Source organism: Modestobacter excelsi (genome assembly GCF_005930495.1).
GTDB lineage: Bacteria > Actinomycetota > Actinomycetes > Mycobacteriales > Geodermatophilaceae > Modestobacter > Modestobacter excelsi.
This window is the reverse complement of the sequence record NZ_SJEX01000004.1, coordinates 105056-131856: the sequence shown is the minus strand read 5'-3', so window position 1 is coordinate 131856 and position 26801 is coordinate 105056. Positions and strand designations below refer to the sequence as shown.

The 26801-nt window shown below is 73.6% G+C and carries 26 protein-coding genes and 1 pseudogene; 9 read left to right on the top strand and 18 right to left on the bottom strand.

Going from position 1 to position 26801, the window contains the following annotated elements:
- Positions 1-53: 53 nt before the first annotated feature.
- A complete protein-coding gene (locus FHL80_RS03035) occupies positions 54-440 on the bottom strand; it encodes a phage holin family protein (RefSeq protein WP_246078421.1) in 387 nt (128 codons plus the stop codon).
- Between the two features lie 98 nt (positions 441-538).
- Here FHL80_RS03035 and FHL80_RS03030 point away from each other — a divergent pair, with 98 nt between their 5' ends.
- The 3 genes from FHL80_RS03030 to FHL80_RS03020 all read left to right on the top strand — a co-directional run bounded on the left by FHL80_RS03030 (position 539) and on the right by FHL80_RS03020 (position 3604).
- On the top strand, positions 539-1246 hold the full coding sequence (locus FHL80_RS03030) for a TVP38/TMEM64 family protein (protein ID WP_138731978.1): 708 nt from the start codon (positions 539-541) through the stop codon (positions 1244-1246).
- 211 nt (positions 1247-1457) lie between these two features.
- Positions 1458-2648 carry an ATP-binding protein gene (locus tag FHL80_RS03025; RefSeq protein ID WP_138731977.1) on the top strand — a complete coding sequence of 397 codons (1191 nt, stop codon included), beginning with the start codon at positions 1458-1460 and terminating at the stop codon, positions 2646-2648.
- A 14-nt stretch (positions 2649-2662) separates the two neighbouring features.
- Complete coding sequence (locus tag FHL80_RS03020; protein ID WP_138731976.1) at positions 2663-3604, top strand: alpha/beta fold hydrolase; 942 nt, start codon at positions 2663-2665, stop codon at positions 3602-3604.
- On the opposite strand, the gene FHL80_RS03015 is transcribed toward FHL80_RS03020, so the two are convergent.
- From FHL80_RS03015 to FHL80_RS02965, 11 genes and pseudogenes are all read right to left on the bottom strand, one after another.
- Entirely contained in the window at positions 3597-4700 is a 1104-nt protein-coding gene (locus FHL80_RS03015) for a PP2C family protein-serine/threonine phosphatase (RefSeq protein WP_138731975.1), read from the bottom strand. The genes FHL80_RS03020 and FHL80_RS03015 overlap by 8 nt on opposite strands.
- 280 nt (positions 4701-4980) lie before the next feature.
- A pseudogene (locus FHL80_RS26990) lies at positions 4981-5265 on the bottom strand (PAS domain-containing protein); the annotation flags it as partial.
- Between the two features lie 102 nt (positions 5266-5367).
- Positions 5368-6753, bottom strand: coding sequence for a cation:dicarboxylate symporter family transporter (locus FHL80_RS03005; RefSeq protein ID WP_138731974.1), 1386 nt, complete (start codon positions 6751-6753; stop codon positions 5368-5370).
- A gap of 116 nt (positions 6754-6869) precedes the next feature.
- Positions 6870-7355 (bottom strand): hypothetical protein, encoded by a 486-nt coding sequence (locus tag FHL80_RS03000; RefSeq protein ID WP_138731973.1) that lies wholly within the window; start codon positions 7353-7355, stop codon positions 6870-6872.
- Complete coding sequence (locus FHL80_RS02995) at positions 7352-7714, bottom strand: response regulator (protein WP_138731972.1); 363 nt, start codon at positions 7712-7714, stop codon at positions 7352-7354. Before FHL80_RS02995 ends, FHL80_RS03000 begins: the two co-directional genes overlap by 4 nt.
- A complete protein-coding gene (locus tag FHL80_RS02990; protein ID WP_138731971.1) occupies positions 7711-8208 on the bottom strand; it encodes a chemotaxis protein CheX in 498 nt (165 codons plus the stop codon). Before FHL80_RS02990 ends, FHL80_RS02995 begins: the two co-directional genes overlap by 4 nt.
- On the bottom strand, positions 8205-8588 hold the full coding sequence (locus tag FHL80_RS02985) for a response regulator (protein WP_138731970.1): 384 nt from the start codon (positions 8586-8588) through the stop codon (positions 8205-8207). Before FHL80_RS02985 ends, FHL80_RS02990 begins: the two co-directional genes overlap by 4 nt.
- Position 8589: 1 nt before the next feature.
- Positions 8590-9414: a CheR family methyltransferase gene (locus FHL80_RS02980; protein WP_138731969.1), complete on the bottom strand. Its 825-nt coding sequence runs from the start codon at positions 9412-9414 to the stop codon at positions 8590-8592.
- Positions 9411-10538, bottom strand: coding sequence for a protein-glutamate methylesterase/protein-glutamine glutaminase (locus FHL80_RS02975; RefSeq protein WP_138731968.1), 1128 nt, complete (start codon positions 10536-10538; stop codon positions 9411-9413). Before FHL80_RS02975 ends, FHL80_RS02980 begins: the two co-directional genes overlap by 4 nt.
- 99 nt (positions 10539-10637) lie before the next feature.
- Positions 10638-11552, bottom strand: coding sequence for a hypothetical protein (locus FHL80_RS02970; protein ID WP_138731967.1), 915 nt, complete (start codon positions 11550-11552; stop codon positions 10638-10640).
- Positions 11553-11708: 156 nt separating this feature from the next.
- On the bottom strand, positions 11709-13328 hold the full coding sequence (locus tag FHL80_RS02965) for a methyl-accepting chemotaxis protein (RefSeq protein WP_138731966.1): 1620 nt from the start codon (positions 13326-13328) through the stop codon (positions 11709-11711).
- Between the two features lie 277 nt (positions 13329-13605).
- Between FHL80_RS02965 and FHL80_RS02960 the strand changes: the two genes are divergently transcribed.
- A complete protein-coding gene (locus FHL80_RS02960; protein ID WP_138731965.1) occupies positions 13606-14040 on the top strand; it encodes a VOC family protein in 435 nt (144 codons plus the stop codon).
- A 5-nt stretch (positions 14041-14045) separates the two neighbouring features.
- Positions 14046-14687, top strand: coding sequence for a winged helix-turn-helix transcriptional regulator (locus FHL80_RS02955; RefSeq protein ID WP_138731964.1), 642 nt, complete (start codon positions 14046-14048; stop codon positions 14685-14687).
- Between the two features lie 91 nt (positions 14688-14778).
- On the opposite strand, the gene FHL80_RS02950 is transcribed toward FHL80_RS02955, so the two are convergent.
- The 5 genes from FHL80_RS02950 to FHL80_RS02930 all read right to left on the bottom strand — a co-directional run bounded on the left by FHL80_RS02950 (position 14779) and on the right by FHL80_RS02930 (position 21590).
- Complete coding sequence (locus FHL80_RS02950; RefSeq protein ID WP_138731963.1) at positions 14779-16386, bottom strand: methyl-accepting chemotaxis protein; 1608 nt, start codon at positions 16384-16386, stop codon at positions 14779-14781.
- 19 nt (positions 16387-16405) lie between these two features.
- Positions 16406-16852 carry a chemotaxis protein CheW gene (locus tag FHL80_RS02945; protein WP_246078420.1) on the bottom strand — a complete coding sequence of 149 codons (447 nt, stop codon included), beginning with the start codon at positions 16850-16852 and terminating at the stop codon, positions 16406-16408.
- Between the two features lies 1 nt (position 16853).
- Positions 16854-19157 (bottom strand): chemotaxis protein CheA, encoded by a 2304-nt coding sequence (locus FHL80_RS02940; protein ID WP_138731962.1) that lies wholly within the window; start codon positions 19155-19157, stop codon positions 16854-16856.
- 292 nt (positions 19158-19449) lie between these two features.
- On the bottom strand, positions 19450-20196 hold the full coding sequence (gene otsB, locus FHL80_RS02935) for a trehalose-phosphatase (RefSeq protein ID WP_138731961.1): 747 nt from the start codon (positions 20194-20196) through the stop codon (positions 19450-19452).
- A 2-nt stretch (positions 20197-20198) separates the two neighbouring features.
- Complete coding sequence (locus tag FHL80_RS02930) at positions 20199-21590, bottom strand: alpha,alpha-trehalose-phosphate synthase (UDP-forming) (RefSeq protein ID WP_281283423.1); 1392 nt, start codon at positions 21588-21590, stop codon at positions 20199-20201.
- A gap of 173 nt (positions 21591-21763) precedes the next feature.
- On the opposite strand from FHL80_RS02930, the gene FHL80_RS02925 reads away from it, so the two are divergent.
- Genes FHL80_RS02925 through FHL80_RS02915 form a run of 3 tightly spaced genes read left to right on the top strand, consistent with a single transcriptional unit; the run spans position 21764 to position 23544 of the window.
- Complete coding sequence (locus FHL80_RS02925) at positions 21764-22756, top strand: aldo/keto reductase (protein WP_138731959.1); 993 nt, start codon at positions 21764-21766, stop codon at positions 22754-22756.
- A 22-nt stretch (positions 22757-22778) separates the two neighbouring features.
- On the top strand, positions 22779-23144 hold the full coding sequence (locus tag FHL80_RS02920) for a hypothetical protein (RefSeq protein ID WP_138731958.1): 366 nt from the start codon (positions 22779-22781) through the stop codon (positions 23142-23144).
- Positions 23137-23544, top strand: a complete 408-nt coding sequence (locus FHL80_RS02915; RefSeq protein WP_138731957.1) for a hypothetical protein — start codon at positions 23137-23139, stop codon at positions 23542-23544. Before FHL80_RS02920 ends, FHL80_RS02915 begins: the two co-directional genes overlap by 8 nt.
- Here FHL80_RS02915 and FHL80_RS02910 read toward each other — a convergent pair.
- The gene (locus FHL80_RS02910) at positions 23541-24338 is read right to left on the bottom strand and encodes a hypothetical protein (protein WP_138731956.1); all 798 of its coding nucleotides are present in this window, start codon (positions 24336-24338) and stop codon (positions 23541-23543) included. The genes FHL80_RS02915 and FHL80_RS02910 overlap by 4 nt on opposite strands.
- Positions 24339-24464: 126 nt before the next feature.
- Between FHL80_RS02910 and FHL80_RS02905 the strand changes: the two genes are divergently transcribed.
- Positions 24465-26795, top strand: a complete 2331-nt coding sequence (locus FHL80_RS02905) for a SpoIIE family protein phosphatase (RefSeq protein ID WP_138731955.1) — start codon at positions 24465-24467, stop codon at positions 26793-26795.
- Positions 26796-26801: the final 6 nt, after the last annotated feature.

Below are 26801 nucleotides of genomic sequence, written 5' to 3'. Positions count from 1 at the left end.
GGGCCCTCCCGCACGTACTGCGGCGATCTCCGTCCGCCGCGCCGCGGAACGGCTCAACCGGCGCGCACCTTCAGCGGCAGCAGCAGCTCCGCGATCCAGCTGAACACCGCGATCAGCAGGCCGCCGAGGACCGCCGGGACGAAGCCGTCGACGCTGAACCGGTCGGAGATCGCGGCGGTGATGCCCAGCAGCGCGGCATTGATGACCAGCAGGAACAACCCGAGGGTGAGGACGACGAACGGCAGCGACAGCAGCCGCAGCACCGGGCCGACGACCGAGTTCACCAGTGCGAACAGCAGCGCAACCCACAGGTAGGTGCCGGCCTCGCCGTAGCGGCCCCCGGCGGTGTCGACGCTGATGCCGTCGACCAACCGGGTGACCGCGTAGATGATCACGGCGAGCACGACGACGCGTACGGCGAACTTCCCGATCGTGGCCACGACGGCACGCTAGCGCCCGAAGATCACGATCCGGTGCTCTGCACTCGTCTAGCGCTGTCTCGGGTCCTTCGTAGACGACGGCTGTGCACACTGGTCCGGTGGCCGCCCCCGAGAGCACGCAGCGCCGCGGCCTGCGCGGGCTCCCCCGGGCCGCCCTCGTCCGCACCGCCCTGCTCGTCGTCCTGCTGGTCGCCGGCGGCGTGGTGGCGCTGCTGGTCGACGTCCCCGGGGTCGCCACCCTCCGCGGCTGGCTGGACCAGCTGGGCACGCTCGGCTGGGCGGCGCTGGTGCTCGGGCTGGCCCTCGCCACCCTCGCCCCTGTCCCGCGCACCGCGCTCTCGGTGCTCTGCGGGGTGCTCGCCGGGTTCTGGGGCGGCCTGGCGCTGGCGCTGGCCAGCGGGGTGCTCGGCGCGCTGGTCGGGTTCGCGCTCGCGCGCTCGCTGGGCCGCGAGACCGTCACCCGGCTCACCGGCCCCCGGCTGGCCCGCGCCGACGAGCTGCTCGCCTCCCGGGGTGCCGTGGCGGTGCTGATGGGCCGGCTCATCCCGATCACGCCGTTCACCCTGGTCAGCTACGCCGGCGGGCTCTCCGGCATCCCGCTCCGCTCCTACCTGCTGGGGTCGGCGGTCGGTCTCGTGCCGGGCACGGTGCTGCACGTGACCATCGGCGCCACGGTGGGTGCCGCCGGTGACGGACCGGTCCTCCTGCTCAGCCTGGTCCCGCTCGGCCTCACGCTGATCGCGCTCGTCCTGGTGCACCGGTGGCACGTCCGCCGCCGCCCCGACGGTCCTCCGGCCGAGGACTGACATCGAACACCTGTTCGAGAACTCTGGTAGCCTCGTTCCGACGGAGAAGCGCACCCGAGCTTGGTCTGACGTCGTCTGACGTGGTCTGACGTCGTCTGGCGTTCTCTAGCCGCTGCGCTAGAGAGCTGAAGACGACGGTCGACCGCGCGTTCCATGCCGTGGTCTAAGCCTGTCTATCGCCGACGCTAGAAGACCGCATAGCCTGCTCGACATGGACCCCGTGCGGAACCCGTACGCCCCCGGCGCCGGCCAGCGGCCGCCCGAGCTGGCCGGCCGGGACACCGAGCTCTCCGCCTTCGACGTCGTCCTGGAGCGGATCGCCCGCGGCCGGCCGGAGCGCTCGCTGGTGCTCACCGGGCTGCGCGGGGTGGGCAAGACCGTGCTGCTCAACCAGCTGCGCTCCGCGGCGATCAGCCGCGGCTGGGGCACCGGCAAGATCGAGGCGCGGCCGGACCAGTCGCTGCGCCGGCCGCTGTCGGCCGCCCTGCACATGGCGCTGCGCGAGCTGCGGCACCCCGACCAGGAGTCCACCGACGCCGTCCTGGGCACGCTCAAGGCGTTCGCCCAGCGCCAGGCCCCGGCCGACGCCAAGGTGCGCGACCGCTGGCAGCCGGGCATCGACGTCCCGGCCAGCACCGGCCGGGCGGACTCCGGGGACATGGAGATCGACCTGGTCGAGCTGCTCAGCGACGTGGCCGGGCTCGCCGCCGACGTCGGCAAGGGCGTCGCGCTCTTCATCGACGAGATGCAGGACGTCCAGCCCGACGACGTCTCGGCCATCTGCGCCGCCTGCCACGAGCTCTCCCAGCAGGGCTCGCCGCTCATCGTCGTCGGCGCGGGTCTCCCCCACCTGCCGGCCGTGCTGAGCGCCTCGAAGAGCTACTCGGAGCGGCTCTTCCGCTACCTGCGGATCGACCGGCTGGACCGGGCCGCTGCCGACCGGGCGCTGCTCGCGCCCGCCGAGCGGGAGGACGTCGAGTTCGACACCGCCGCCCTCGACGAGCTCTACGCGGCCGCCGACGGCTACCCCTACTTCGTCCAGGCCTACGGCAAGGTCACCTGGGACGTCGCCGCCTCCTCCCCCATCACCGCCGCCGACGTCGCGATGGCCGCGCCGGCGGCGGAGGCCGAGCTGGCGGTGGGCTTCTTCGGCTCCCGCTACGACCGGGCCACCCCGGCCGAGCGGGAGTACATGCACGCCATGGCCGAGCTGGGCGGGCCGACCGGTGCCGCGGTCGGCACCAGCGACGTGGCGGTGGCCCTGGGCCGCAAGCCGGCCTCGCTCTCACCGGCGCGTGACTCGCTGATCAAGAAGGGGCTGGTCTACTCCGCGGAGCGGGGTCAGATCGCCTTCACCGTGCCGCACTTCGGCCGGTACCTGCTCAGCCACGCCACCGACTAGGGCAGGGTGTGGCCGTGAGCACCCCAGCCGACGTCCGCACGCCCGAGGAGATCCGCGTCCCGGTGGAGGGCGGTGACCTGGCCGCCCTGTACTGGGCCGCCGACGCCCCGGCCGCCCCGCTGGTCGTGCTGGTGCACGGCATCACCGGCAACTCGATGGTCTGGGCGAAGGTGGCCTCGGCGCTGGCCGGCGAGTGCGAGGTCGTCGCCCCGGACCTGCGCGGCCGGGCGCGCAGCGCGGAGCTGCCCGGGCCCTACGGCCTGTCCGCGCACGCGGCCGACGTCACCGCGCTGCTCGAGCGCTTCGGGGCCGACGCGGAGGCCGGTGCCGACGCCACGGTGCTGGTCGGCCACTCGATGGGCGGCTTCGTCGCCGCGCTGGCCACGGCCGGCACGGCCCGCGACCTGGTGCACGGGCTGGTTCTCGTCGACGGCGGCCTGCCCTTCGCCGTCCCGCCGGCGGCCGACACCGACGACATGCTCGCCGTGTTCCTCGGCTCCTCGCTGGACCGGCTGGACCGCTCGTTCCCGGAGCTCCCGGCGGTGCGCGCGTTCTGGAGCGAGCACCCGGCGGTCGGCCCGTGGGTCGGCGACCCGGCGGTGGCGGCCTTCCTGATGCGGGACCTCACCGGGAGCGAGCCCGACCTGCACAGCGCGGTGGTGCACGAGGCGGTGCGGGTGGACGGCGCGGACATGCTGCGCAACGAGGCGGTGCTGGAGGCGACGACCGACCTCCCGGTGCCCGCGACGCTGCTCTGGGCGACGCGCGGCATGGCCGGCGAGGTGCCCGGGCTCTACGACGAGGTGCGGCTGGCCGGGATGGGCCTGGAGGACGCCCACGTCACCGCGGTCGAGGTGCCCGACACCGACCACTGGTCGATCCTGTGGACCGAGCTGGGCGTCGCGGCGATCACCGCGGCGGTGCGGGCAGCGGCGGCCCGGACCCCGCTCAGCTGACGGCCGGCCGCTCGGCGCCCACCGGGTGCGCCCGGACGGCCAGCAGGGCGACGTCGTCCTCCGCGCCGTCGGCCAGCAGGACGGCGAGCAGGCCGTCGCACAGCTGCTCCAGCGGCTCCGCCGCCAGGTCCTGGACGGCGGCGCGCAGCCGTTCCCGGCCCTGGTCCAGGTCACCGGTGCGGCGCTCGAAGAGCCCGTCGGTGAACAGCAGCAGGGTGCTGCCGGCCGGGACGACGGTGAGCCCGTCGGCGCGCTCGCCGGGCCAGCCGATGCCCAGCGGCGGGCCCACCGGCCCGTCGAGGTCCACGACCTTGCCGTCGGCCTGCAGCAGCATCGGCATCGGGTGCCCGGCCGAGGCCCACCGCACCCGGCGCAGCCCGGCCACCCGGTCGTCGTCGTCCTGCTCGACCTGGGCCACCAGCGCGGTGGCCAGCGTGGCGACCTCCAGGCCGACGACGGCCAGGTCGACCCGGCGGATCAGGTCGGCCGGGGCGTCCTGCCGGTCGTAGGCGATCGCCCGGACGAGCGTCTTGAGCTGGCCCATGACCGCCGCGGCCTCGAGGTCGTGGCCCATCACGTCGCCGATGACCAGCACCGTGGACCCGTCGGGCTGCAGGAACGCGTCGTACCAGTCACCGCCGATCGACACGTCCTGCACCGCGGGCCGGTAGCGCACGGCCAGCTGGAGGTCGTCCGGCTGGACCGGCGGGGAGAGCAGGCTGCGCTGCAGCCGCTCGGCCACCCGGCTCTGCGCGGTCGTCAGCCGGGCGTTGTCCAGGGCCAGGGCGGCCCGGCGGGAGGCGATGTCGGCGGTGCGCAGCTCGGCGTCGGTGAAGGCACCCCGCTCCGGGCCGGTGACCAGGGTGAACGCGCCGAACTGCTCGCCGCGGGCGATCAGCGGGAAGGCGGCGACGGCGGTCGGCCGCAGCGGCGCCAGCATGTCGCGGGCCTGCGGGGTGGTCATCGCGACCACCTGCTCCGGGGTGAGCTCCTGGATGACCACCGGCCGCCCCTCGCGCAGCGCGGTGGGCACCGGCGCGGCCGACCGGTTGGTCGTCGCGCGGAGGTCGGCGTAGCGGTGCAGCGCCTCGGCCATGGCCGGGTCGGCGTGCGCCCGGCCGACGTCCCCGCCGCCGGCCGTTCTCCACGACGCTCACCAGGCACCAGTCGGCCAGCAGCGGGACCACCAGCTCGGCGAGGCGCTGCACCGCCGCGTCGGTGTCCGAGGTCGCGGTCATCGCCTGGCTGATGTCGCCGAGCAGCATCAGGTGCCGCCCGGCGAGCTCGGCGGCGGCAGCGGCCACCTGGGCCTCCCCGGCAGCCTCCTCGCGGGCGGTGATCGCCTCCTCGCGGGCCCGCTCGACCTCGTGCCGCGCCGTGACGTCGTCGTAGGTGACCACCACACCGCCGTCGGTGCGGAAGGCGTCGACCTGGAACCAGATGCCCAACGGGTCGAACCAGGCCTCGAACCCGGCCGGGAGGCCGGTCTCGGCGACCCGGCGGTAGTGGTCGTCGAACGGGCTGCCGACGGCCTCGGGGAACTCCTCCCAGACGACCGCGCCGGTGAGCTCCTCGACGGTCCGGTCGAGCAGGCGCGCGCCGGCCGGGTTGATGTAGCTGAACCGCCACTGCGGGTCGAGCACGAACAGCGGGCGGGTCATCCCCTCCACCGCCGACATCAGGACGTCGGCCGCCACGGCCCCACCGCCCCCGGTCATGGCACCACTGTGCCCCATCGCCCACGGGGCACCGTGGCTCCGCGCCTACCGGGGGTCGACCTGGGGCGCCGGGGCCTGCCCCGCGTGCTCGTCGTCGACCATCGTCGCCTCGTCGAACGGCCGGTTGCCGGCGAGCACCTGGTCGAGCTGCTCCCGGTCCAGCTCCCTGGTCCAGTTGGCGATCAGGACGCACGCGATGGCGTTGCCGGAGAAGTTGGTGACCGCGCGGGCCTCGGACATGAACCGGTCGATGCCGACGATCAGGCCCACGCCGTCGAGCAGCTCGGGGCGGTGCGAGGACAGCCCGCCGGCGAGCGTGGCCAGCCCGGCCCCGGTCACCCCGGCCGCGCCCTTCGAGGCGATGATCATGAAGACCAGCAGGCCGATCTGCTCCCCCAGCGACAGCGGGTCGCCGAGCGCCTCGGCGATGAACAGCGAGGCCATCGTCAGGTAGATCGCCGTGCCGTCCAGGTTGAACGAGTAGCCGGTCGGCACCACGATGCCGGCCACCGGCTTGGACACCCCGACGTGCTCCATCTTGGCGATCAGCCGCGGCAGCGCCGTCTCCGAGGACGACGTCGAGACGATGAGCAGGAACTCCCGGGCCAGGTACTTCAGCAGCTTCCACACGTTGACCCGGGCGAAGACCCACAGGACGGTGCCGAGCACCCCGAAGACGAAGATCAGGCAGGTGGCGTAGAAGCCGAGCATGAGGACGGCGAGGCTCTTCAGGGCGTCGACACCGGTGGCGCCGACGACGGCGGCGATGGCGCCGAAGGCGCCGATCGGGGCCACCCACATGATCATCGCCAGCACCCGGAAGACCAGCTTCTGGAAGTGGCCGATGCCGCGCAGGACAGGCTCCCCCGCCGCGCCCATCGACTGGATCGCGAAGCCGACGAGCAGGGCGACCAGCAGCGCCTGCAGCACCGAGCCCTCGGTCAGCGCGGAGACCAGCGTGGTCGGGATGAGCCCGAGGATGAACCCGGTGGTGCCGCCCTCCCCCTCGCTCTCGGTGGCCAGGTCGGCTCCCCGGCTGCGCAGCTCGTCGGTGAGCTGCAGGCCGTCGCCGGGGTGCAGCAGGTTCCCCACGACCAGCCCGATGGTCAGCGCGAAGGTGGACATCAGGATGAAGTAGCCGAGCGCCAGGCCACCGACCCGGCCGACCTGGGCGGCCTTCCGGATCGAGCCGATGCCCAGGACGATCGTGCAGAAGATGACCGGCGAGATCAGCATCTTGATCAGGGCGACGAAGGCGTCACCGAGCCACTTGAGGCCGACCGCGAAGTCCGGGAAGACCAGCCCGACGACGATGCCGAGCGCGACGGCGGCGATGACCGACAGGTACAGGAGGTGCGTCCTGTCGCGGCGGCGGCTCGGCGTGCCGGTGTCCGCCCCGCCGTCGTCCCGGGGTGAGCTGCTCGTGGCCATGCAGTGATCCTGACCCCGTGGACCAGCCCCGGCCACAGGACGGCACAGATTCGGAAACGGGGGAGCAGGGCCGCCCTGAGGCGGTCCCGCTCCCCCGTCCCGGGTGCTGCTGCGGCCTAGTGGGCCAGCACGATCGACAGGCTGCCCGAGCCGTACCCGGCCACGTCGACCGTGAGGTCGATCCGGTTGAACGCCGCGGCCAGGCCGGCGATGTCCCCCGGGACGGACTCCCCCGGCGCGTACAGCTCGTACAGCTTCGAGTGGTTGATGCCCTCGCCGTTGAACATCGACGCGGCGATGTTCACCACCTCGTAGACGGCCTCGAGGTGCATCGGGTAGAGCTCGCCCTCGTCGATCGCGTCCTCCAGCCCGCCCTTGGGGAGCAGGGCCAGCGCCCCGGCGAGCCAGGCGGCCAGCCGGATGTCGAGCAGGCAGAGCGCGGTGGTCGCCATCGTCGGGTCGACGTAGACGGCCACGGCCGCCTTGCCGTTCAGCGACACCGGGTCCCCGGGGGCGACGGTGACGGCCTTGCCGAAGAGGTTCTCCAGCAGGTCGCGGACGTCCTTGGGGTTGGGCAGCAGGGCCGGCGCGGCGGCGGTCATGCGATCACCCCGTCCAGGGCGTCCTTGAAGGTGTCCTCGTTGAACGGCTTGGCGATGAGGAAGATGGCTCCGGCGTTGGCCGCCTTCGCCCGCATCTCCGGGGAGCCCTCCGAGGTCACGAAGCCGAAGGGCACCTGCGACCCCGAGGCACGCAGCGCCTCCAGGCACTCGATCCCGCTCATCTCGGGCATGTTCCAGTCCGACAGGACCAGGTCGGGGTGCTCGGAGCCGACCATCTCCAAGGCCTCCCGGCCGTTCTCGGCCTGGATGATGTCGTGGTCGTCGTAGCCCGCCTGCCGGAGGGTGCGGATCACGATCTGCCGCATGACACGGCTGTCGTCGGTCACCAGGATCTTCACTGCGGCACCTCAGTTCCGCTCGGGTGCGGGGCGGTGCCCTGCACGGTGATGGTCAGGAAGTCCCCTCGCCACTGACCGGCGAGGGCACAGACGTCGTCCAGCCGGCCACGCGGCGGGGCGGTGCCGGTCCGGGGGAGCCCCAGCCGGGACTCGCCCGGCAGGACGCTCTTGATGTTGCCGCCGAGCACGTTGGCGAGCTCGCCCAGCGCGTCGGCGACGTCCTCGTCGTCCACGACCACCGGCGGCCGGGTCATCAGGACGTTCTCGGTCAGCGCCCGCGCGGTGGCGGGGGAGCAGGTGAGGACGACGGAGCCGGTCCACGGACCGACGATGTCCACCCAGGCGCTGACGACCTCCCCCGGCGGGGCGACCGGGACGGGCACGAAGGCCTCGCCGTCGCCGACCAGCGACGGCCAGACCTCGTCGGCGATGCTCTGCACCGTCGCGGGGTCCAGCAGGGTGCTGATCGGCTGGGTCCGCTGGGCCGTGGTCACGCGGTCACCTGCTCGGGCAGCAGGCCGAGCAGCGCGAGCTTGTCCCGCAGCGCGTCGGCCGTGAAGGGCTTGATCAGGTACTCGTGGGCGCCGGCGGCCAGCGCCTTGACGATCTGGCCCGTCTCGCTCTCCGTGGTCACCATCATCAGCGTGACCTGGCGGTACGCCGGGGTGGCCCGGACGGCGAAGACGAACTGGAGCCCGTCCATCACCGGCATGTTCCAGTCGATGCAGCACAGGTCGGGGTCCCACCCCTCCTCCAGCACGTCGAGGGCCTGGCGACCGTCGCCGGCCTCACGCACCTCGTATCCGAAGTCGGTGAGGATCGTGCCGACGATGCGCCTCATGGCACGGGAGTCGTCGATCACCAGAGCTCGCATCTCAGGCTCCCTTCCGTAGGCGGTACGCGGAGCCGCGGCCGAGGACGACCCGCTCCCAGTTCTCGTCGACGCCGAGCGTCGTCTCCGCGGCCCCCAGGAACAGCCACCCGTCGGGGCGCATGAGCTGGCGGACGCGGCCGAGGATCGCCTGCTTGGTGGGCAGGTCGAAGTAGATGAGCACGTTGCGCAGGTAGACCACGTCGAACGGGCCCAGCCGGGGCAGCGGTGCGGCGAGGTTGCACTCGCTGGCGGTGATCATCCGGCGCAGGGGAGGGGAGATCTCCCACTCGTTGCCCGCCCGGGTGAAGTGCCGCACGAGCATCGAGGCGGGCAGCCCGCGGTTGACCTCGAGCTGGCTGAACCGGCCGGCGCGGGTGCGCTCCACCATCTGCCGGGACAGGTCGGTCGCCGTGATCGACACCCGGGTGGCGGCGTTGGGCAGCGCGTCGGACAGCAGCATCGCCACCGTGTAGGCCTCCTGCCCGCTGGAGCAGGCCGCCGACCAGATCTGCAGCCGCTCGTCGGGGCGCCGGGCCGCGACCAGCTGCGGCAGGACCGTGCCGGTGAGCGAGGTGAACGGGTCGCCGTCGCGGAACCACGACGTCTCGTTGGTGGTCAGCGCCTCGACGATCCGCCGGGTGGTGGCCGCGTCGGGGCGGCTGCGGACGGACTCGACCAGCTCGCTGACCCCGGACAGGCCGCGCTGCTGGGCCATCGGCAGCAGCCGTGCCTCGACCAGGTACTCCTTGCCGGGCTGCAGGACGATCGCGCTCTCGCGGTGCACCAGCTGGCGCACCCAGTCGAAGCTCGTGGCGGTGAGGGTCATCGGAGGCCTCCGGCTCGGGCGGCCGAGAAGGCGGCGGCGGGTCGGGGGACGGGGAGCAGTCGCAGGACGGCCTCGGCGACCCGGCCGAGCGGCACGACCTCGTCCGCGAGACCCGCCTGGGTGACGGCCCCGGGCATGCCCCAGACGACCGAGGTGGCCTGGTCCTGGGCGATGACGCTGCCGCCGGCCTCGCGGATCTGGCCCGCGCCGACCCGGCCGTCGGAGCCCATGCCGGTGAGGACGACGCCCAGCACCGCGCCGTCGTAGGCGGCGACGGCGGAGCGGAACAGCACGTCGACGGCGGGCCGGCAGAAGTTCTCCGGCGGGGCCTGGTTCAGCGCCGTCCGGCGCGCCGCGCCGCTGCTGCCGATGGTCAGGTGGAAGTCACCGGGGGCGATGTGCACGGTGCCGGGCGCCAGCGGGGTGCCGTCACCGGCCTCCACCACGTCCAGCGCGCAGAGCCGGTCCAGCCGCTGGGCGAACTGGCGGGTGAAGACGGGGGGCATGTGCTGCACCAGCAGCACCGGCACCGGCAGGGTGGCCGGCAGCAGCGGCAGCACCTTGGTCAGGGCCTCCGGTCCACCGGTCGACGAGCCGATCACCAGGACGGCGGGCTCCTTGACCGCGCGGGTGCGCGGCACGGGCGGCCGGACGGCGATCGGCGCCATCGCCGGGGCGGCGGTGGGGCCGCCGGTCAGCGGCCGGCCGGTGAGCGCCTTGATCTTCGGGGTGAGCTGCTGGCGCACGCTCTCCATCGACTGGGCGACGCTGCCGACGTTCGCCGGCTTGGTGACGTAGTCGTTCGCGCCGGCCGACAGGGCGTCGAGGGTCGCCGAGGCGCCGCGCTCGGTCAGCGTGCTGAACATGATGATCGGCACGCGGCTGGGCTCACGCCCGGGTGCGCCGCGGCGGATGGCGCGGACCGCCTCGATGCCGTTCATCTCCGGCATCTCGATGTCCATCGTGACCAGGTCGGGCTTGAGTTGCTCGAGCTTGGCCACCGCCAGCCGGCCGTTCGGCGCCGTCCCGACGACGGAGATCATCGGGTCCTCGGAGAGCACGTCGGTGACGATCTTGCGGACGACGACGGAGTCGTCGACCACCATCACCTTGATCTTCTCCACGCGTTCCCCCGCAGCCCGTGTTCCGGCCGGTGGGCCGCTCCCCACCTCTATCGGCACCAGCTGCCGGGGTCTTGAGCCAGACTGCGCGGGAGCTGGGGATCACCCGCCGTGCGGGAGCGACCTGCCCGTCACCAGCTGCCAGGGCGCACCGAGGACCGTGAGCGACTCCTCGTCGAGCAGGTCGCCCATCGCCAGCCCCTGCACGCAGCCGGCCAGGGCGTTCCACACGCCCTCCGCGCCGTCCCGGGCGGTGAAGCCGGCCGCTCCGAACGCCTGAACGGCGACCAGCTGGGCCGCGGCGAGCGTCCGGGTCCGGCCCGAGACGTGCGCGGCCCACGCGGCACCGTGCATCGCCGCGGCCCACGGGCGGCGCTGCAGCCGGGTGGCTTCGACGGCGAGCCGCCAGCGGCGCCGTCCGGTCTCGTCGAGCGCCCGCAGCTCGTCGAGCAGCTCGGCCAGGGCCGGGGCGGCCGGGCCGAGCTCGGGGCGGGGGAGCGGCTCCCAGGCGGCGACGGTGGCGTACGGGCCGGTGAGCTGCTGCCGCACCGGGTCGGGCAGCGCGTCGGCGGCCCACCAGCCGGTGGCGGCGTCGGCCAGCACGTCGGCGGCGAGCGTGGCCACCGCCGGGTCGAGGTCGGCCACCGCCGCGTGCTCCGGGCCCAGGACGTCGTCCCGGACCAGCCGCTCCAGGGCGGGGGTGTTGCCGATGGTGCCCTGCTCGAGCAGGGTGACCAGCCGCGCGGACCGGTCGGGGGCGGTGCCCCCCGGGTCGCCGATGTCCCGCAGCTGCGGCACGCCGGTGGCGGCCAGCTCGTGCGCCCGGCGCGCCCGGACGGCGAGCTCGGCCCGCTCGGCGGCGGGCCGGCCGGCCGCGGCGTGGCCGGCGGCGAGGCGGTGCAGGGCGGCGGCGTCGGCGCCCAGGCCGGCCAGCAGGACGTCCGCGACACGTTCCCCTCCGGGCAGGCGGACGAGGTCGAAGCCGAGCGTCGCTGCGCTGACCAGGGAGTAGGGCACGTCGCCTCCAGGGTGGGTGGTCGGTCGATCGTGCGGGGCCCACTCGCGGAAAGCCACGCGGCCGTCACCCGCTCGCAGGACAGCGAGGAGATGGCGGCCGCGTGGCGCTGTCGCGCCGTCAGTGCCCGATCACGGTGCGTCGAAACTCCCGTCCCTTCAGAAGGTGAAGCGGGACACCGAGCCGCGCAGGTCCGCCGCCATCCGGGACAGCTCGTCCACGGCCTGCCGGCTGTGGCTGAGCGCCTGGGTGGTGCTGTCGGCCGCCGTCGAGACGCCGGTGATGTTGGCCGCGATCTCGGTCGACCCGCCCGCGGCCTCCTGGACGGAGCGGGACATCTCCTGGGTGGTGGCCGTCTGCTCCTCCACCGCGCTGGCGATGGTCAGCTGGTAGTCGTTGATCGACCCGATCACCGTCGAGATGCCGGTGATCGCCTGGACCGCGCGGGTGGTGTCGCCCTGGATCGCCTCCACCCGGCGGGCGATGTCCTCGGTCGCCCGCGCGGTCTCCTGGGCGAGCTCCTTGACCTCGTTGGCGACCACCGCGAAGCCCTTGCCGGCCTCCCCCGCGCGGGCGGCCTCGATGGTCGCGTTGAGCGCCAGCAGGTTGGTCTGCTCGGCGATGCTCGTGATCACCTTGACCACGGCGCCGATCTCCTGCGACGAGGTGCCCAGCGTGGTGATCGTCGCGGTGGTGGCCTCGGCCTCGGTGACCGCCTGCGCGGCGACCCGGGCCGCCTCGTTGGCGTTCTGGCTGATCTCCCGGATCGAGGCACCCATCTCCTCGGCGCCCGCCGCGACGGTGCCCACGCTGCGGGAGACCTCCTCCGCGGCGGCGGACACCACCCCCGACTGGACCGACGTCTCCTCCGCCGAGGCGGCGATCTGGCTGGAGGAGGCCGACAGCTCCTCCGAGGACGCGGCCACGGCGTCGGCGGAGGCCGAGATCGTGACCATCAGCTCGCGGAGCGAGGTGACCGCGTCGTCGAGCGAGGCGCCCATGAGCCCCAGCTCGTCGCGGGTCCTCAGCCCACTGCTCGCGGTGAGGTCACCGGCGGCCAGCGCGTCGGTCACCACCTTGACCCGGCGCACGTCCCGGGCGAGACCGCGGGCGACGGCGAGACCGACCCCCAGGGCGACGACCAGGCCGGCGACCACCAGGACCACGGCCAGCGTGCGCTGCGACCGGTAGGCGGCGGCAGCGGACTCGTCCGCCGCCGCCGCCTCCTCGACCTCGAGGTCGCGGACCTGGCTGACGAGGTCCTCGGCCTGCGAGGCCAGGGGCGCGACGTCGGCCTTGTTCGTCCGGTACCAGCCGGCGGTGTCCGACGCGCGGGCCAGCGGGCCCAGTTCTGCGGTGGCCACCTGCACGTACTGGTCGAACAGGGCCGAGGCCTGGTCGACCAGGTCCTGCTTCTCGGGCGTCGGCATCGACGCGGCGTAGGCGTCCACCGCGGTGTGGTAGTCGGCGGCCAGCCCAGGGAGCTGGTCGAGGATGTGCTGCGTCTCCGCCGGGTCGGGGGTGATCACCGCGTCCCGGGTGGCCTTGCGGACCTGCCCGATGACGACTCGCATGTCCCCGACGGTGCTGACCCCGACCAGGTTGCTCGCGTACAGGCTGTGGCTGGTGTCCGCCGACGCCCCGAGGGCCACGATCCCGGTCACGCCGACGCCGGCGGCGACGACCGCAGCCGTACCGACCGCGGTCAGGACCTTGGTGCGCACCGGACGGTCACCCCACCAGGCGCGGCGCGGAGCAGGGGACGACGACGAGGACATGGCGGTTCTCCAGGTGGGTGGCGGGGGAGGGACCGACCGGCGGCGCACGGCGCGCGATCGGTCCGAAGACGTCCCGGAATGGTCGTCGGGGCCATTCTCGGCAGCACCGGAGGACGGTTCACCGCAACGTGACAGCTCCTGCCGGATGCGCACAGACACCTCGGTGACCAGGCCGTCCGATCGCCTTGTCGACGTCGCGGTGAGGGGTCTTGACGGCTGACTTGCTTTTTGCAAGTGTGACGTCGTCCACAGCAGGAGCCATGCGAGGGAGACCACGATGACCGCGATGTTCGTCAACCTGCCGGTGACCGACCTGGAGCGCGCGAAGGCGTTCTACACGGCGATCGGAGGCACCATCAACCCGCAGTTCACCGATCACAACGCGGCCTGCGTCGTCGTCGAGGACGGCCACAACTACTTCATGCTGCTGGTGCGCGAGTTCTTCCAGACCTTCACCGACCTGCCGATCGGCGACCCGAGGACGAGCCCGTCGGTGTCGACCGCGCTCTTCCTCGACAGCCGTGAGGCGGTCGACGCCACCGTCGCCGACGGCCTCGCCGCAGGGGGCTCGGAGCCGCGCCCTGCCTCGGACTACGGCTTCATGTACCAGCGTCAGCTCACCGACCCCGACGGCAACATCATCGAGTTCGGCTGGATGGACCCGGTCGCCGCCGAGCAGGGCCCCGCGGCCTTCGCGGCCCAGCAGGCCTGAGGGCGGTGGCCGCACGCGACTACGGGCAGTACTGCGGCATCACCCGGGCGCTGGAGCTCGTGGGCGAGCGCTGGGCACTGCTCATCGTGCGCGACCTGCTCGTCGGGCCGCGCCGCTACGGCGAGCTCGCCGCGGGGCTCCCCCGCATCCCGAGCAACGTCCTGGCGGCGCGGCTCAAGGAGCTGCAGGCGGCCGGCGTCCTGCGGCGGGCGCCGCGCTCCCGGGTCGTCGTCTACGAGCTGACCCCCTACGGCCACGAGCTCGAGCCCGTCGTGCTCGCGCTCGGGGCCTGGGGCTTCAAGGCGATGGGCGACCCCCGGGAGGACCAGATCATCACCCCCGACTCGATGACCATCTCCCTGCGCACCGCCTTCCGGCCGCAGGTGGCGGCAGACCTGCCGGCGACGGCCTACGGGGCCCGGGTCGGCTCTGCCGAGCTGCTCATCCGGGTGGACGGCTCCACCCTGGACGTGACGCGGGGCGAGGGACCGGTGGACCTCGCCTTCGCCACGGGTCCGGGCATCCACCGGGTCATCTCCGGGGAGCTCGCCCCGGACCGCGCGATCGCGACCGGCGTGGTCGAGGTGCTGCGCGGGCGGGGTGACCTGCTCGACCGCTTCGCGAGCACCTTCCACCTGGCCGCCTGACCCGGGACGCGCCGCGGCCGCCACTCCGCCCGGGGAAGAGGGCGGAGCAGCGGCCGCGGTGGTGCGTCGGGGCCCCGTCGAGGGGGTCCGCTCAGTAGGTGAAGCGGGCCACCGTGGTGCGCAGGTGCGAGGCCATCCGGGACAGCTCGTCCACCGCCTGCCGGGTCTGCCCCAGCGCCTGGGTGGTCGAGGACGCCGCCGTGGACACCCCGGTGATGTTCACGGCGATCTCGGTCGACCCACCCGCGGCCTCCTGCACCGACCGGGACATCTCATTGGTCGTCGCCGTCTGCTCCTCCACCGCACTGGCGATGGTCAACTGGAAGTCGTTGATCGACCCGATGATCTCCGAGATCCGGCCGATCGCCGAGACCGCACCCGAGGTGTCACCCTGGATCGCCTCCACCCGCCGCGCGATGTCCTCCGTCGCCCGCGCCGTCTCCTGCGCCAGCTCCTTCACCTCGTTGGCCACCACCGCGAACCCCTTCCCGGCCTCCCCCGCCCGCGCCGCCTCGATCGTGGCGTTCAGCGCCAGCAGGTTGGTCTGCTCCGCGATCGAGGTGATGGTCTTGACCACGGCGCCGATCTCCTGCGACGACGTGCCCAGCTGGGTGATCGTCGCCGTCGTGGCCTCCGCCTCCGCGACCGCCTGCGCGGCCACCCGGGCCGCCTCGTTGGCGTTCTGGCTGATCTCCCGGATCGAGGCACCCATCTGCTCCGCACCCGCCGCCACCGTCGCCACGTTGCGGGACACCTCCTCCGCCGCGGTGGACACCACACCGGACTGCGCGGAGGTCTCCTCCGCCGACGCCGAGATCTGCGCGGAGGACGCCGACAGCTCCTCCGACGCCGCAGCCACCGCGTCCGAGGACGCGACGACCGAGGACATCACCGACCGCAGGTTGGTCTGCGCCGCGGCCAGCGACTCGGCCATCCGGCCCAGCTCGTCACGGTCGCGGACCTCCGGCAGCACCGTGAGGTCGCCGTCGGCCATGGCCTCCACGGCGCTCTGCACCGAGCGGACGGTGCTCACCATCCGGCGGACGACCAGCAGGGCCAGGCCGGCGGCGACCAGGACGGCGGTGATCGAGGTGACCAGCAGCAGCGTGATGGAGCTGCTCGCCTCGTCGGCGGCGGCGGCGTTGCGCGCGGCGGCCTGGGCGGACTGGGCCTCGCCCTCCGCCTCGAGGCCGTCGGCGATCTGGGTCAGCAGCGGGCTGGAGACGTCCCGGTAGACCTGCGCGAACGCGGTGAGGTTGCCGGCGTCCGCGGCCGGGAAGAGCAGGCCGGCGTTCGTGGCCAGGAACTGCTCGCGACCGTCGGCGTAGGAGTCCATCGCCTCCTGGTCGACGACGTAGGGGGCGTACTCGGCCAGCGCGGCGTCGACGTCGGCCTGCTTCTCGTCCATCTCACCGAGCAGCTCGGTGCGGCGGGTGGGGTCGGAGACCGCGTACTCGAGGACCCGGGCGCGGTGGGCAGCGGTGGCCCGCTGGACCGCGGACAGTGCGTTGAGCGGCTTGAGGTTCTCCGTGTAGATCGCCTCCTGCCCGGCCCGCATGTCGTTGATGCGGCTGACCGCCAGCAGGTTGGTGCCGAGGACGACGACGGCCAGCAGGGTCAGGACCGCGCCGATCTTGACGCCGATGGATCGGTCGGCGAACCACCCGAACGGCCGGGAGGGGAGGGCGACGTTGCTCATGTCGAGGGGACTCTCTTCTTCAGGAACCGACGGCGCGGTTGACGTCGAGGGCCAGGAGGAGCTGGCCGGAGAGCTTGTAGGCGCCGCGGATCAGCTCGCGGGCGGTGCCGTCCATCGTGTCCGGCGGTGCCTCGAAGTCGCGCAGGTCGACATCGACGACGTCGGCGATGCTGTCCACGAGCAGGCTGACCGCCTCGCCGTGCAGCCGGACGACGATGACGACCGGCTCCTCGCCCGCCGGGCGGGCCGGGCGGCCCAGCCGCTCCCGGAGCTCGATGGCGGTGACCACCTGGCCGCGGAGGTTGATCAGGCCGGCCACGGCGGGCGGGGCCAGCGGCACCCGGGTGATGCTCTGGCTGCGGAGCACCTCCTGCACGTGCTCCACCTCGACGCCGAACAGGTCGCCGTCGAGCCAGAAGGTGGCCAGCTGGCTGGTGGCCGGCATGGTGCGGGTCGCGGTGCTCACGTCAGACCTCCATCAGGTGGGTGGTCGCGACCTCGAGTCCCGCACCGCCGAGGGCGGGTGGGGTCGCGTAGAACATCGGGTCCGCGGCGAGGATCGCGGCGCGGACGTCGAGCAGCTCGGTGACCCGGTCGCCGATGACCGCCGAGCCGAGCAGCCCCAGGTCGTCGATGTCGCTCTGCACCGCGGCCTCGCCGTCGACGATGTCGAGGATCTCCTCCACGACGATCGCGACGCTGCGGCCGTGGTCGGCGTAGACGATGACCTCGAGGACCTCACGCCCGGAGTCCCCGAAGGCGCCCAGGTGCCGGTCCAGCCGGACGATCGGCAGGATCGCGCCGCGGTACTGCACGACCTCGCGGGAGCCGACCCGCTCGACGGTCTCGCTGCGCACCTGCTCCAGCCGGGTGACGGTGTCCAGCGGGATCGCCACCCGGCGTCCGCCGCCGATCGCGGCCAGCAGCATCCGCTGCCGCTCCGAGGCGGACGAGGTCGCCGCGGCGGCGGCGAGCCGGTGCTCCTGGCGCTCGGCGCTCTCCGCGCGCAGGGCCCGCCGGGCCAGCGCCTGGACGTCGAGGATCAGCGCGACCGCGCCGTCGCCGAGGACGGTCGCCCCGGAGTACAGGCCGATCGACTTCAGCTGGCCGCCGACGGCCTTGACCACGATCTCCTCGGTGTTGATGACCCGGTCCACGACGAGGCCGAACCGGCGCCCCTCGGAGCTGAGCACGGCGATGACGACGTGCCCGTCGTGCCGGTCGGAGGCCAGCCCCAGCACGTCGGCCAGGTGCACCAGCGGCAGCAGCTCGCCGCGCAGGCGGTAGACCGAGGCGCCACCGACGTCCTCGACCGCGGCCGCGGCCTTCTCGGCGTCCAGGGCGACGAGCTCCTGCAGGCTGATCTGCGGGATGGCGTAGCGGTCGCCGGCGCACTCGATGGTCAGCGCCGGGACGATCGCCAGGGTGAGCGGGATGCGCAGCCGGGTGCAGGTGCCCTGACCGGGCACCGACTCGACCTCGATGGTCCCGCCGATCGACTCGATGTTGGTCTTCACCACGTCCATGCCGACACCGCGGCCGGAGACGTTGGTGACGGCGGCCGCGGTCGAGAAACCGGGCAGGAAGATCAGCTGCAGCACGTCGGCCGGGGTCATCCGGGCGAGCGCGTCCGCGGTGACCAGCCCGCGCTCGACGGCCTTGGCGCCGACCTTGGCCGGGTCGATGCCGCCACCGTCGTCGGCCACCTCCACGACGACCTGCCCGCTCTCGTGCCGGGCGCGCAGGGTCAGCACGCCCTCGGCGGGCTTGCCGGCGGCGACCCGGGCGGCGGAGGGCTCGACGCCGTGGTCGACGGAGTTGCGGACCAGGTGGGTCAGCGGGTCCTTGACCGCCTCGAGCAGCGTCTTGTCCAGCTCGGTCTCCCGGCCGACCATCTCCAGCCGCACGTTCTTGCCGCACTGCAGCCCGAGGTCGCGGACGACGCGGGGGAGCTTGGACCAGATGTGGTCGATCGGCTGCATGCGCGTCTTCATGACGCCCTCCTGCAGCTCACTGGCGATCAGGTTCAGCCGCTGCGAGGCGCGGACCAGGTCCTGGTCGGTCTGCCGGCCCACGTACTGCACGATCTGGTTGCGGGTCAGCACCAGCTCCCCGACGAGCAGCATCAGCGCGTCGAGCAGGTCGACGTCGACCCGGATGGTGCTGTCGGCGACGGCGCGGCGACCCGGCTGGCCGCCGGCCCCCGGCTCGCCGGGCTCCACGGGGTGCTCGAGCGCGGCAGCCACCGGCGCGACCGGTGCTGTCGGTGCCTGCGGCGGGGCAGCGGGGAGCTTCTCGACCTCCGGCACCGGTGCCGGCGACGGGACGACGGACGCGACCGCCGGGGCCGCCTCCTCCACGGATGCCTCGACCGGCTCCTCGGCGACCTCCTCCAGGGCGGCGCTGATCAGCAGGACGGTGCCGGCGACCTCCACCGTCCCCTCCCCGCCGGAGGCCTCGATCGCGGCCAGCAGCGCGCGGATGGTGTCCACCATCTGCAGCAGGGCGTCGGTGCGCCGCGGGTTCAGCTCGAGCGCGCCGTCCCGCAGCCGGGAGAGCAGGTTCTCGCCGACGTGGGCGACCTCCTCCAGCCGGTTGAAGGCCAGGAAGCCGCTGGTGCCCTTGATGGTGTGGATCGTCCGGAAGATGCTCGAGAGCCGGTCCCGGGAACGGGGGTCCTGCTCCAGGGCCACCAGGTCCTGGTCCAGCTGGTCGAGGTTCTCGTGGCTCTCCACGAGGAACTCCTCGACGATGTCGTCCAGACCTTCCACGCCTGCCTCATCCCCTTGGTGCGCGCTGTCGGGCTCACCCCGCTCAGCAACTGGTTCTTCGGCACGCTCTCCCGGCGGTCCAGCTGGGGGAACGGTGTGCGCCGACCTTTCTCGAATACATCGATCAGGTGCCGAGAATGGTCATGAACGGTCATGTCGACATCTCTTCGCACCCATCGGTGTTCTCGACCTGATCGGCAGCGCCGACGGGGACCGTGACCGCGGATGGGGCGACTGCGCCGCATGGGACGGGGCGAGGCGGCGTTCCGTCAGAGACGGAACGTGCGGGAGGTCAGGCGGAGAGCGTGCCGGCCAGCCGCTCGAGCACCACGCGCACCCCGGGGAGGTCCTCGACCCGGTGCCCTGCGGCGGTCTCGCCCGCGCCGACCTTGATCGACACGTCGCCGGCGCCGAGCGCGCGGAACGCGTCCTCATCGGTCACGTCGTCACCGAGGTACAGGACCCCGGCGGCACCCAGCTCGTCCCGCAGCCGGAGCAGCGCCGAGCCCTTGTCGGCGTCGGTGACGGCGAGCTCCAGCACGTCCTTGCCGGGCTTGGCGGTCAGCTCCGGGGCCGCACCGGGCCCGGCGGCCGCGTCGGCGAGCAGCTGCTGCGCGGCGGCCCGGTCGGCGACGGTGCGCACGTGCACCGCGGCACCGGCCGGCTTGACCTCGAGCCGGGCACCCGGGACGGCGTCGACCAGCGGGGCGAGCGCGGCGGCCAGTGCGTCCCGGCGGGTGGCCAGCTCACCGGACAGCGGCCCGTCGAACTCGGCGCCGTGGCTGCCGACCCAGCGGAACGGGCCGGTCAGTCCGCTGGTCCGCTGGAGGTCCTCGACCCCGCGGCCGCTGACCAGCGCGACGGTGACGCCCTCGACCGCGGCCAGTCGGGCGAGCAGCTCGCCGATCCCCGGTTCGAGCACCGCCGCAGCCGGGTCGTCCCGCAGCCGGGCCAGCACGCCGTCGTAGTCGCTGGCCAGCAGCAGCGGACGCTGCCGGGCCAGCTCGTCCAGCGCCGCGCCCAGCTCCGCGTCCAGCACGGTCAGGCCTTCGCCTCGAGCGACTCGAAGAACGAGTTGGCCCAGTGGTCGAGGTCGTGCTTGGCCACCTGCCGGCGCATCGCCCGCATCCGCTTGGCGCCCTCGGCCGGGTCCATCCGCAGCGCCCGCACCAGCTGCTTCTTCACCCCGTCGATGTCGTGCGGGTTGACCAGCAGCGCCTGCTTCAGCTCTGCTGCCGCCCCGGCGAACTCACTGAGCACCAGCACGCCGCCGAGGTCGCCGCGGGCCGCGACGTACTCCTTGGCGACCAGGTTCATGCCGTCCCGGTACGGGGTGACCAGCATGACGTCGGCCGCCCGGTACATGGCGGCAAGCTCCTCGCGGGGCATCGACTGGTTGAAGTAGCGCACCGCCGACCCGGCGATCGAGCCGTACAGGCCGTTGATGTGGCCCACCTGCTGCTCGATCGTCTCGCGCATCGTGACGTAGTGCTCGACCCGCTCCCGGCTGGGGGTGGCCACCTGCACGAAGGTGGTCGCCGGCGCCTCGATCACGCCGTCCTCCAGGAGCTCCTGGAACGCCTCGAGCCGGACGGTGATGCCCTTGGTGTAGTCCAGCCGGTCCACGCCGAGCACGATCTTCTCCGGATGGCCGAGCTCCTCGCGGATCTCCGCGGACCGGGCCAGCACCTCGGGGGAGCTGGCGAGCTCGTCGAAGGCGGCGACGTCGATGGAGATCGGGAAGGCCTTGGCCGTCACCGTGCGGCCGTCGTAGCTGACCGTGCCGCCCAAGGTCCGCAGGTCGTGCAGCCGCCGGGCCAGGTTGACGAAGTTGGTCGCCCCGGCGGGCTGCTGGAAGCCGATGAGGTCTGCACCGAGCAGCCCCTCGATGATCGCCGAGCGCCAGGGGAGCTGGGTGAACAGCTCGTACGGCGGGAAGGGGATGTGCAGGAAGAAGCCGATGGTGAGGTCGGGCCGGCGCTGCCGCAGCATCGCCGGCACCAGCTGCAGCTGGTAGTCGTGCACCCAGACGATCGCGCCCTCGGCGGCCACCTCGGCCGCCCGGTCGGCGAACCGCTTGTTGACCTGGACGTAGGTGTCCCACCAGGTGCGGTGGTACTCCGGCTTCTCGACGACGTCGTGGTAGAGCGGCCACAGCGAGGCGTTGGAGAAGCCCTCGTAGTAGCGGTCGACCTCCTCCTCCGACAGCGGCACCGGCACGAGGTGCATCCCGCCGGACTCGAAGGGCTCGGGGGCGTCCCCCGCGGCGCCGGACCAGCCGACCCAGGCCCCACCGCGGCCGGCGACGAAGGGCTCGAGCGCGGTGACCAGGCCGCCGGGGCTGCGCTGGTACCGGGTCGTGCCGTCGGGTTCGGTCACCTGGTCCACCGGGAGCCGGTTGGCGACCACGACCACCGGGCTGTCCGCCCCCACCTGCGACCTCCGGTCCTGTCCCGGGCCCCTGAGCTGCCCGTGCATGCCCCGACCCTAGGGGACGACGCCGGACCCTCGCGCGGCCGGAGCTGTGCCACTGAGCTGTGCCACTGCGCTGTGCCATTGAGCTGTGCCACTGGTTGCACCGGGGGAGGAACGGGCAGGGGGAGGGCATGCAGATCCGACAGCTCCGCGACCTGACCGTCTCCGCCCAGGGCCTGGGCTGCATGGGGATGAGCGAGTTCTACGGCACCGGCGACCAGGCGGAGGCCGAGCGGACCATCTCCCGCGCCCTCGACCTCGGCGTCACCTTCCTCGACACCGCCGACATGTACGGCCCGTTCACCAACGAGCGGCTGGTCGGGCAGGCGATCGCCGGCCGCCGCGACGAGGTCACGCTGGCCACCAAGTTCGGCAACGAGCGTGCCGCGGACGGCTCGTTCGTGCGCATCAACGGCACCCCGGAGTACGTGCACCGGGCCTGCGACGCCTCGCTGCAGCGGCTCGGCGTCGACGTCATCGACCTCTACTACCAGCACCGGGTGGACACCTCGGTCCCGATCGAGGACACCTGGGGCGCCCTGCGGGAGCTGGTGGAGGCGGGCAAGATCCGCCACGCCGGCATCTCGGAGGCCGCACCCGACACCATCCGCCGGGCCGACGCCGTCCAGCCGGTCACGGCGGTGCAGACCGAGTACTCGCTGTGGACCCGGGACCCCGAGGACGACGGGGTGCTGGCCACCTGCGCCGAGCTCGGGATCGGGTTCGTCGCCTACTCCCCGATCGGCCGCGGCTTCCTCTCCGGCCAGATCCGCAGCGTCGACGACCTGGACGCCGACGACTTCCGCCGGCACAACCCGCGCTTCCAGGGCGAGGCGTTCGCCGCGAACCTCGAGCTGGTCGACCGGGTGCGGCAGCTCGCCGAGGGCAAGGGCGTCACCGCCACGCAGCTGGCGCTGGCCTGGGTGATGGCGCAGTCGGGCCGGGCGGGCAACCCCGCGGTCGTGCCGATCCCGGGGACGAAGCGGGTGGGCTACCTGGAGGAGAACGCCGGTGCCGCCGCCGTCGAGCTGACCGACGACGACCTGCGCGCGCTGGACGAGGTCGCCCCGGCCGGCGCCGCCGTCGGCGACCGCTACCCGGACATGTCCTCCGTGCACCGCTGACCGGCTCACTACCCTCCCCAGGGTGAGCACCCCGCTGGTCGTCGCGATCAGCGTCGTCGCCGTCGTCCTCGCCGCCCTGGGAGCGCTGAGCACCGCGCTGCGCCGGCGGATCGGCACGGCGCACCTGGCCACGACCGCGCTGCTCGAGCTGCTGCTCGTCGCGCAGGCGGTCGTGGCCACCGTCGCGCTGGCCGGCGGGCACCGGCCGGTCGAGCTGACCACCTTCCTCGCCTACCTGGTCAGCGTCGTGCTGCTGCCCGTGGCGGGCCTGCTGTGGGCGCGCACCGAGCCGACCCGCTGGGCGGGCACGGTGCTCGGGGTGGCCGCGCTCGCCGTCGCGGTGATGGTCTGGCGGCTCCTGGACCTGTGGGAGGTCACCCGTGGCTGAGGACACCGCGCAGGGACCGGGGCGGGTGCTGGTCGCCGTCTACGCGGTGTTCGCGCTCGCCGCCGGCGCCCGGGCCGCGGTCCAGCTGGCGGTCCAGTTCCACGAGGCGCCGCTGGCCTACCTGCTGTCCGCCCTGGCGGCGGTCGTCTACGTCGCCGCCACGGTCGGGCTGGCCCGGGGCGGCCGGGGAGGCCGGCGCACCGCCGTCGTCGCCTGCTCGGTGGAGCTGCTCGGGGTGCTGGTCGTGGGCACCCTATCGCTGGTCGACACGGCGGCGTTCCCGGACGACACGGTGTGGTCCGGCTACGGCCGGGGTTACGGGTTCATCCCGCTGGTCCTGCCGGTCCTCGGCCTGCTGTGGCTGCGACACCAGGCCGAGGAGGCCGCCGAGCAGGGCTAGAAGTCGCCGCCGCCGAAGTCACCGCCCCCGTCGAAGCCACCGCCGTCGAAGCCGCCGGCGTCGTAGTCACCACCGCCGCCGTCGGCGTAGTCACCGCCGCCGTCACCGCCGCCGTCACCGCCGCCGTCACCGCCGCCGTCGTCGGCCTGCTCGCCGTCCTGGTAGCCCTCGGCGTAGGCCTCCTCGTCACCACCGCCGAACAGGCCGCCGTCGCCGAGGCCGGTGTCGAACAGCGCGTCGGCCACCGCCGAGCCGACGACGACGCCGGCGACGGTGCCCAGCAGGCTGCCGCCGATCATGCTGCCCATCCCCATGCCGCCCATGCCGCCGCCGTAGCCGGGGCCGTAGCCACCGCCGCCGTAGCCACCGCCGCCGTAGCCACCCCGGCCGTAGCCACCGCCGTACCCGCCCCCGCCGCCGCTGAAGGTGCGCTCGAGGAAACCGGGCTGGCGGAACTCCGCCCGGGTGGCGGCCCGGGCCAGGCTCCGCGGGTCGTCGCCGCGCGGCCGCTCACCGGCCGGCACCGCCGCGGACAGCTGCTCGAGGACCTGGCGGCGCTGCTCAGGGGTGAGCTTGCCGAAGGCCTCCGCGTGCGCGGCCTCCACCTGGTCCGGGGGAGCGGTGCGCAGCAGGTAGCGGTACCGCTCGATCGCGCGCTCGTCCTCGCTCTGCGCCCGCGGGGCCGGCGGCTGCGGTGGCTGCGGCGGCTCGCCGTAGCCGTAGCCGTAGCCCTGCTCGGCATAGGGCTGGCCCTGCCCGCGGTCACGGCCGAAGAGCCGGCTCAGGAGTCCCATGACGCGTCCTCTCTCGTGGTGTGCGGTCCGCCCCTACCCCGCCGTACCAGGAACGACGCTACGCAGCCCTGACCTGCCCGTCCCCTGTCGATGGTGCGCAACCGAAAGCCCCGGTACGATCTTCGGGTGCCGTTGCAGCGACACCCGGGGACGCCTGCCGGCGCCGTACCGCCAGAGGCCACCTCCGCGCTCGCCGAGGGCCTGGTGGTGGTCGACCACCAACCCTCCTCGGTCCAGCGGCAGTCCGACATCGTCGGCGCCGCCGAGGTGGCCGTGTCCGGCAGCGACACGAATCGGGCGGCGCAGGCCGCGCTGCCCGGCGTGCTGTCCGACGTCCCGGTCGCGGTGCTGGTGATCGACCAGAGCGCCGGGGACGTCGTCTACGCCAACAAGGCCGCGATCGCGCTGGCCGGCAACGTCCGGCTGCCGGTGCCGGTGGACACCTGGGGCGCCTCGGCCGGGCTCACCGACCTGGGCTCCGCCCCGCTGGCCAGCACCTCCAGCCCGCTGTCGCTGGTGGCCGAGGGGCGCCCGGTCGTCGGTGAGGCGGTCCGGCTCTCCCCGCGGCGCAGCTCCGACGACCTGCGGGCCGCCGGTGCCGGCCCCGACTCCGACCAGGTGCTCTGGGTGACCGGTTTCCCGCTGTCCCAGACCGACACCGAACAGCGGCTCTCCCTCGTCGTGTTCCTCCAGATCGACGAGCCCGCCGGCGCCGACGACCCGGAGGCCGTCCTCCGTGCGCTCCGCGAGCGGGCGGTCGTCGCCACCGACATCGCGTTCACCATCACCGACCCGCGCCAGGAGGACGACCCGCTGGTCTGGGTCAACCCGTCCTTCACCCGGATCAGCGGGTACGGCTACGAGGAGAGCGTCGGGCGCAACTGCCGCTTCCTGCAGGGCCCGGCGACCGACCGCGCGGCACTCGACGAGCTGCACGAGGCGTTGCACGACCACCGGCCGATCACCACCACGCTGCTCAACTACCGCAAGGACGGCACCGCCTTCTGGAACCAGCTGTCGATCACGCCGGTGTTCGACGGCGGCGGCGAGCTGGTCAGCTTCGTGGGCGTGCAGAGCGACGTCACCGAGCGGGTCCGGGTGGAGGACGACCGCCAGGCCGCCTTCGCCGCCGAGCGGGTCGCCCGCCGGGACGCCGAGCAGGCACAGGCCGCCGCCGACGCCGCTCGGGTGGAGGCCGAGCTGGCGCAGAGCCGGCTGGCGCTGATGGCCGAGGCGACCAGCACGCTCAGCGCGACCCTGGACATGTCGGACCTGATCGACCGGCTGGCCTCGCTGTGCGTGCCGCTGCTGGCCGACTGGGTCTTCCTCACCCTGGTCGACGAGCACGGCACGGTCCAGGAGACCGCCCACCGGCACCGCGACGGCCACGAGGCCGCGCTGGCCGACCTGGCGGTCCTGCACCTCGGCAACCTCCCGGAGAGCTCACCCACCCGCCGGTCGTTGCGCACCAGCGAGTCGGTGCTCGTCGAGCACGTCACCCCGGAGTGGGTCGACCGGGTCTTCCCGCTGCCGGAGACCGCCGCCCTCTTCCGCTCGCTCGGCGGCAGGTCGGTCATGAGCGTCCCGCTGGTCGCCCGGCGCCGCATGCTCGGCGCGCTGGTGCTGGTGGCGACCAGCGACGACCGGGGGTTCAGCAGCGAGGACGTCGACCTGGCCCGTGACCTGTCGCGGCGGGCCGCGATGGCGATGGACAACGTGCGGCTCTACCAGCAGGAGCACACCGTCGCCGAGACGCTGCAGCGCTCCCTGCTCCCCGACCTGCCCACCATCCCGGGCGTCACCGCGGCGGCGGCCTACCTCAGCGCGTCCACCGCGGCGGAGGTCGGCGGCGACTTCTACGACCTGCTGCACCTGCCCGACGGCGCCGTGGGGATCGCGGTCGGGGACGTCGTCGGGCACGACGTCACCGCCGCCGCGGCGATGGGGCACCTGCGCGGTCTGCTCCGGGCCTGCGCCTGGGACGCACCCGACACCGACCCGGGGGAGGTCCTCGGCCGGGTCGACCGGCTGGTGCAGGGACTGCACGTCGCCCCGATGGCCACGATGGTCTACGCCCGCGCCGAGCGTCCCGCTGCGGACGGTGAGCCGTGGCGCCTGGAGCTGGCCAACGCCGGGCACCCGCCGGTCGTCCTCCGCGGGCTCGACGGCTCGGTGCAGGTGGTCTCCGAGGTGACCGGCCTGCTCATCGGCGTCGACGCCACGCACCAGCGGCAGTCGCTGGTCCTCGAGGTGCCGGCCGGGTCGACCCTGGTCGCCTACACCGACGGGCTCATCGAGCGCCCGGGTGAGGACCTCGACCAGGGGATCGCCGCGCTGGCGGCCCGGCTGGCCGACGCACCGGTCGACGCCACCCCGGCCGACCTCTGCCGGCACGCGGTGGGCCCGCACCCGGACCGCCGGGACGACGTCGCGGTGCTGGCCCTGCGCTTCGACTGAGAGGAC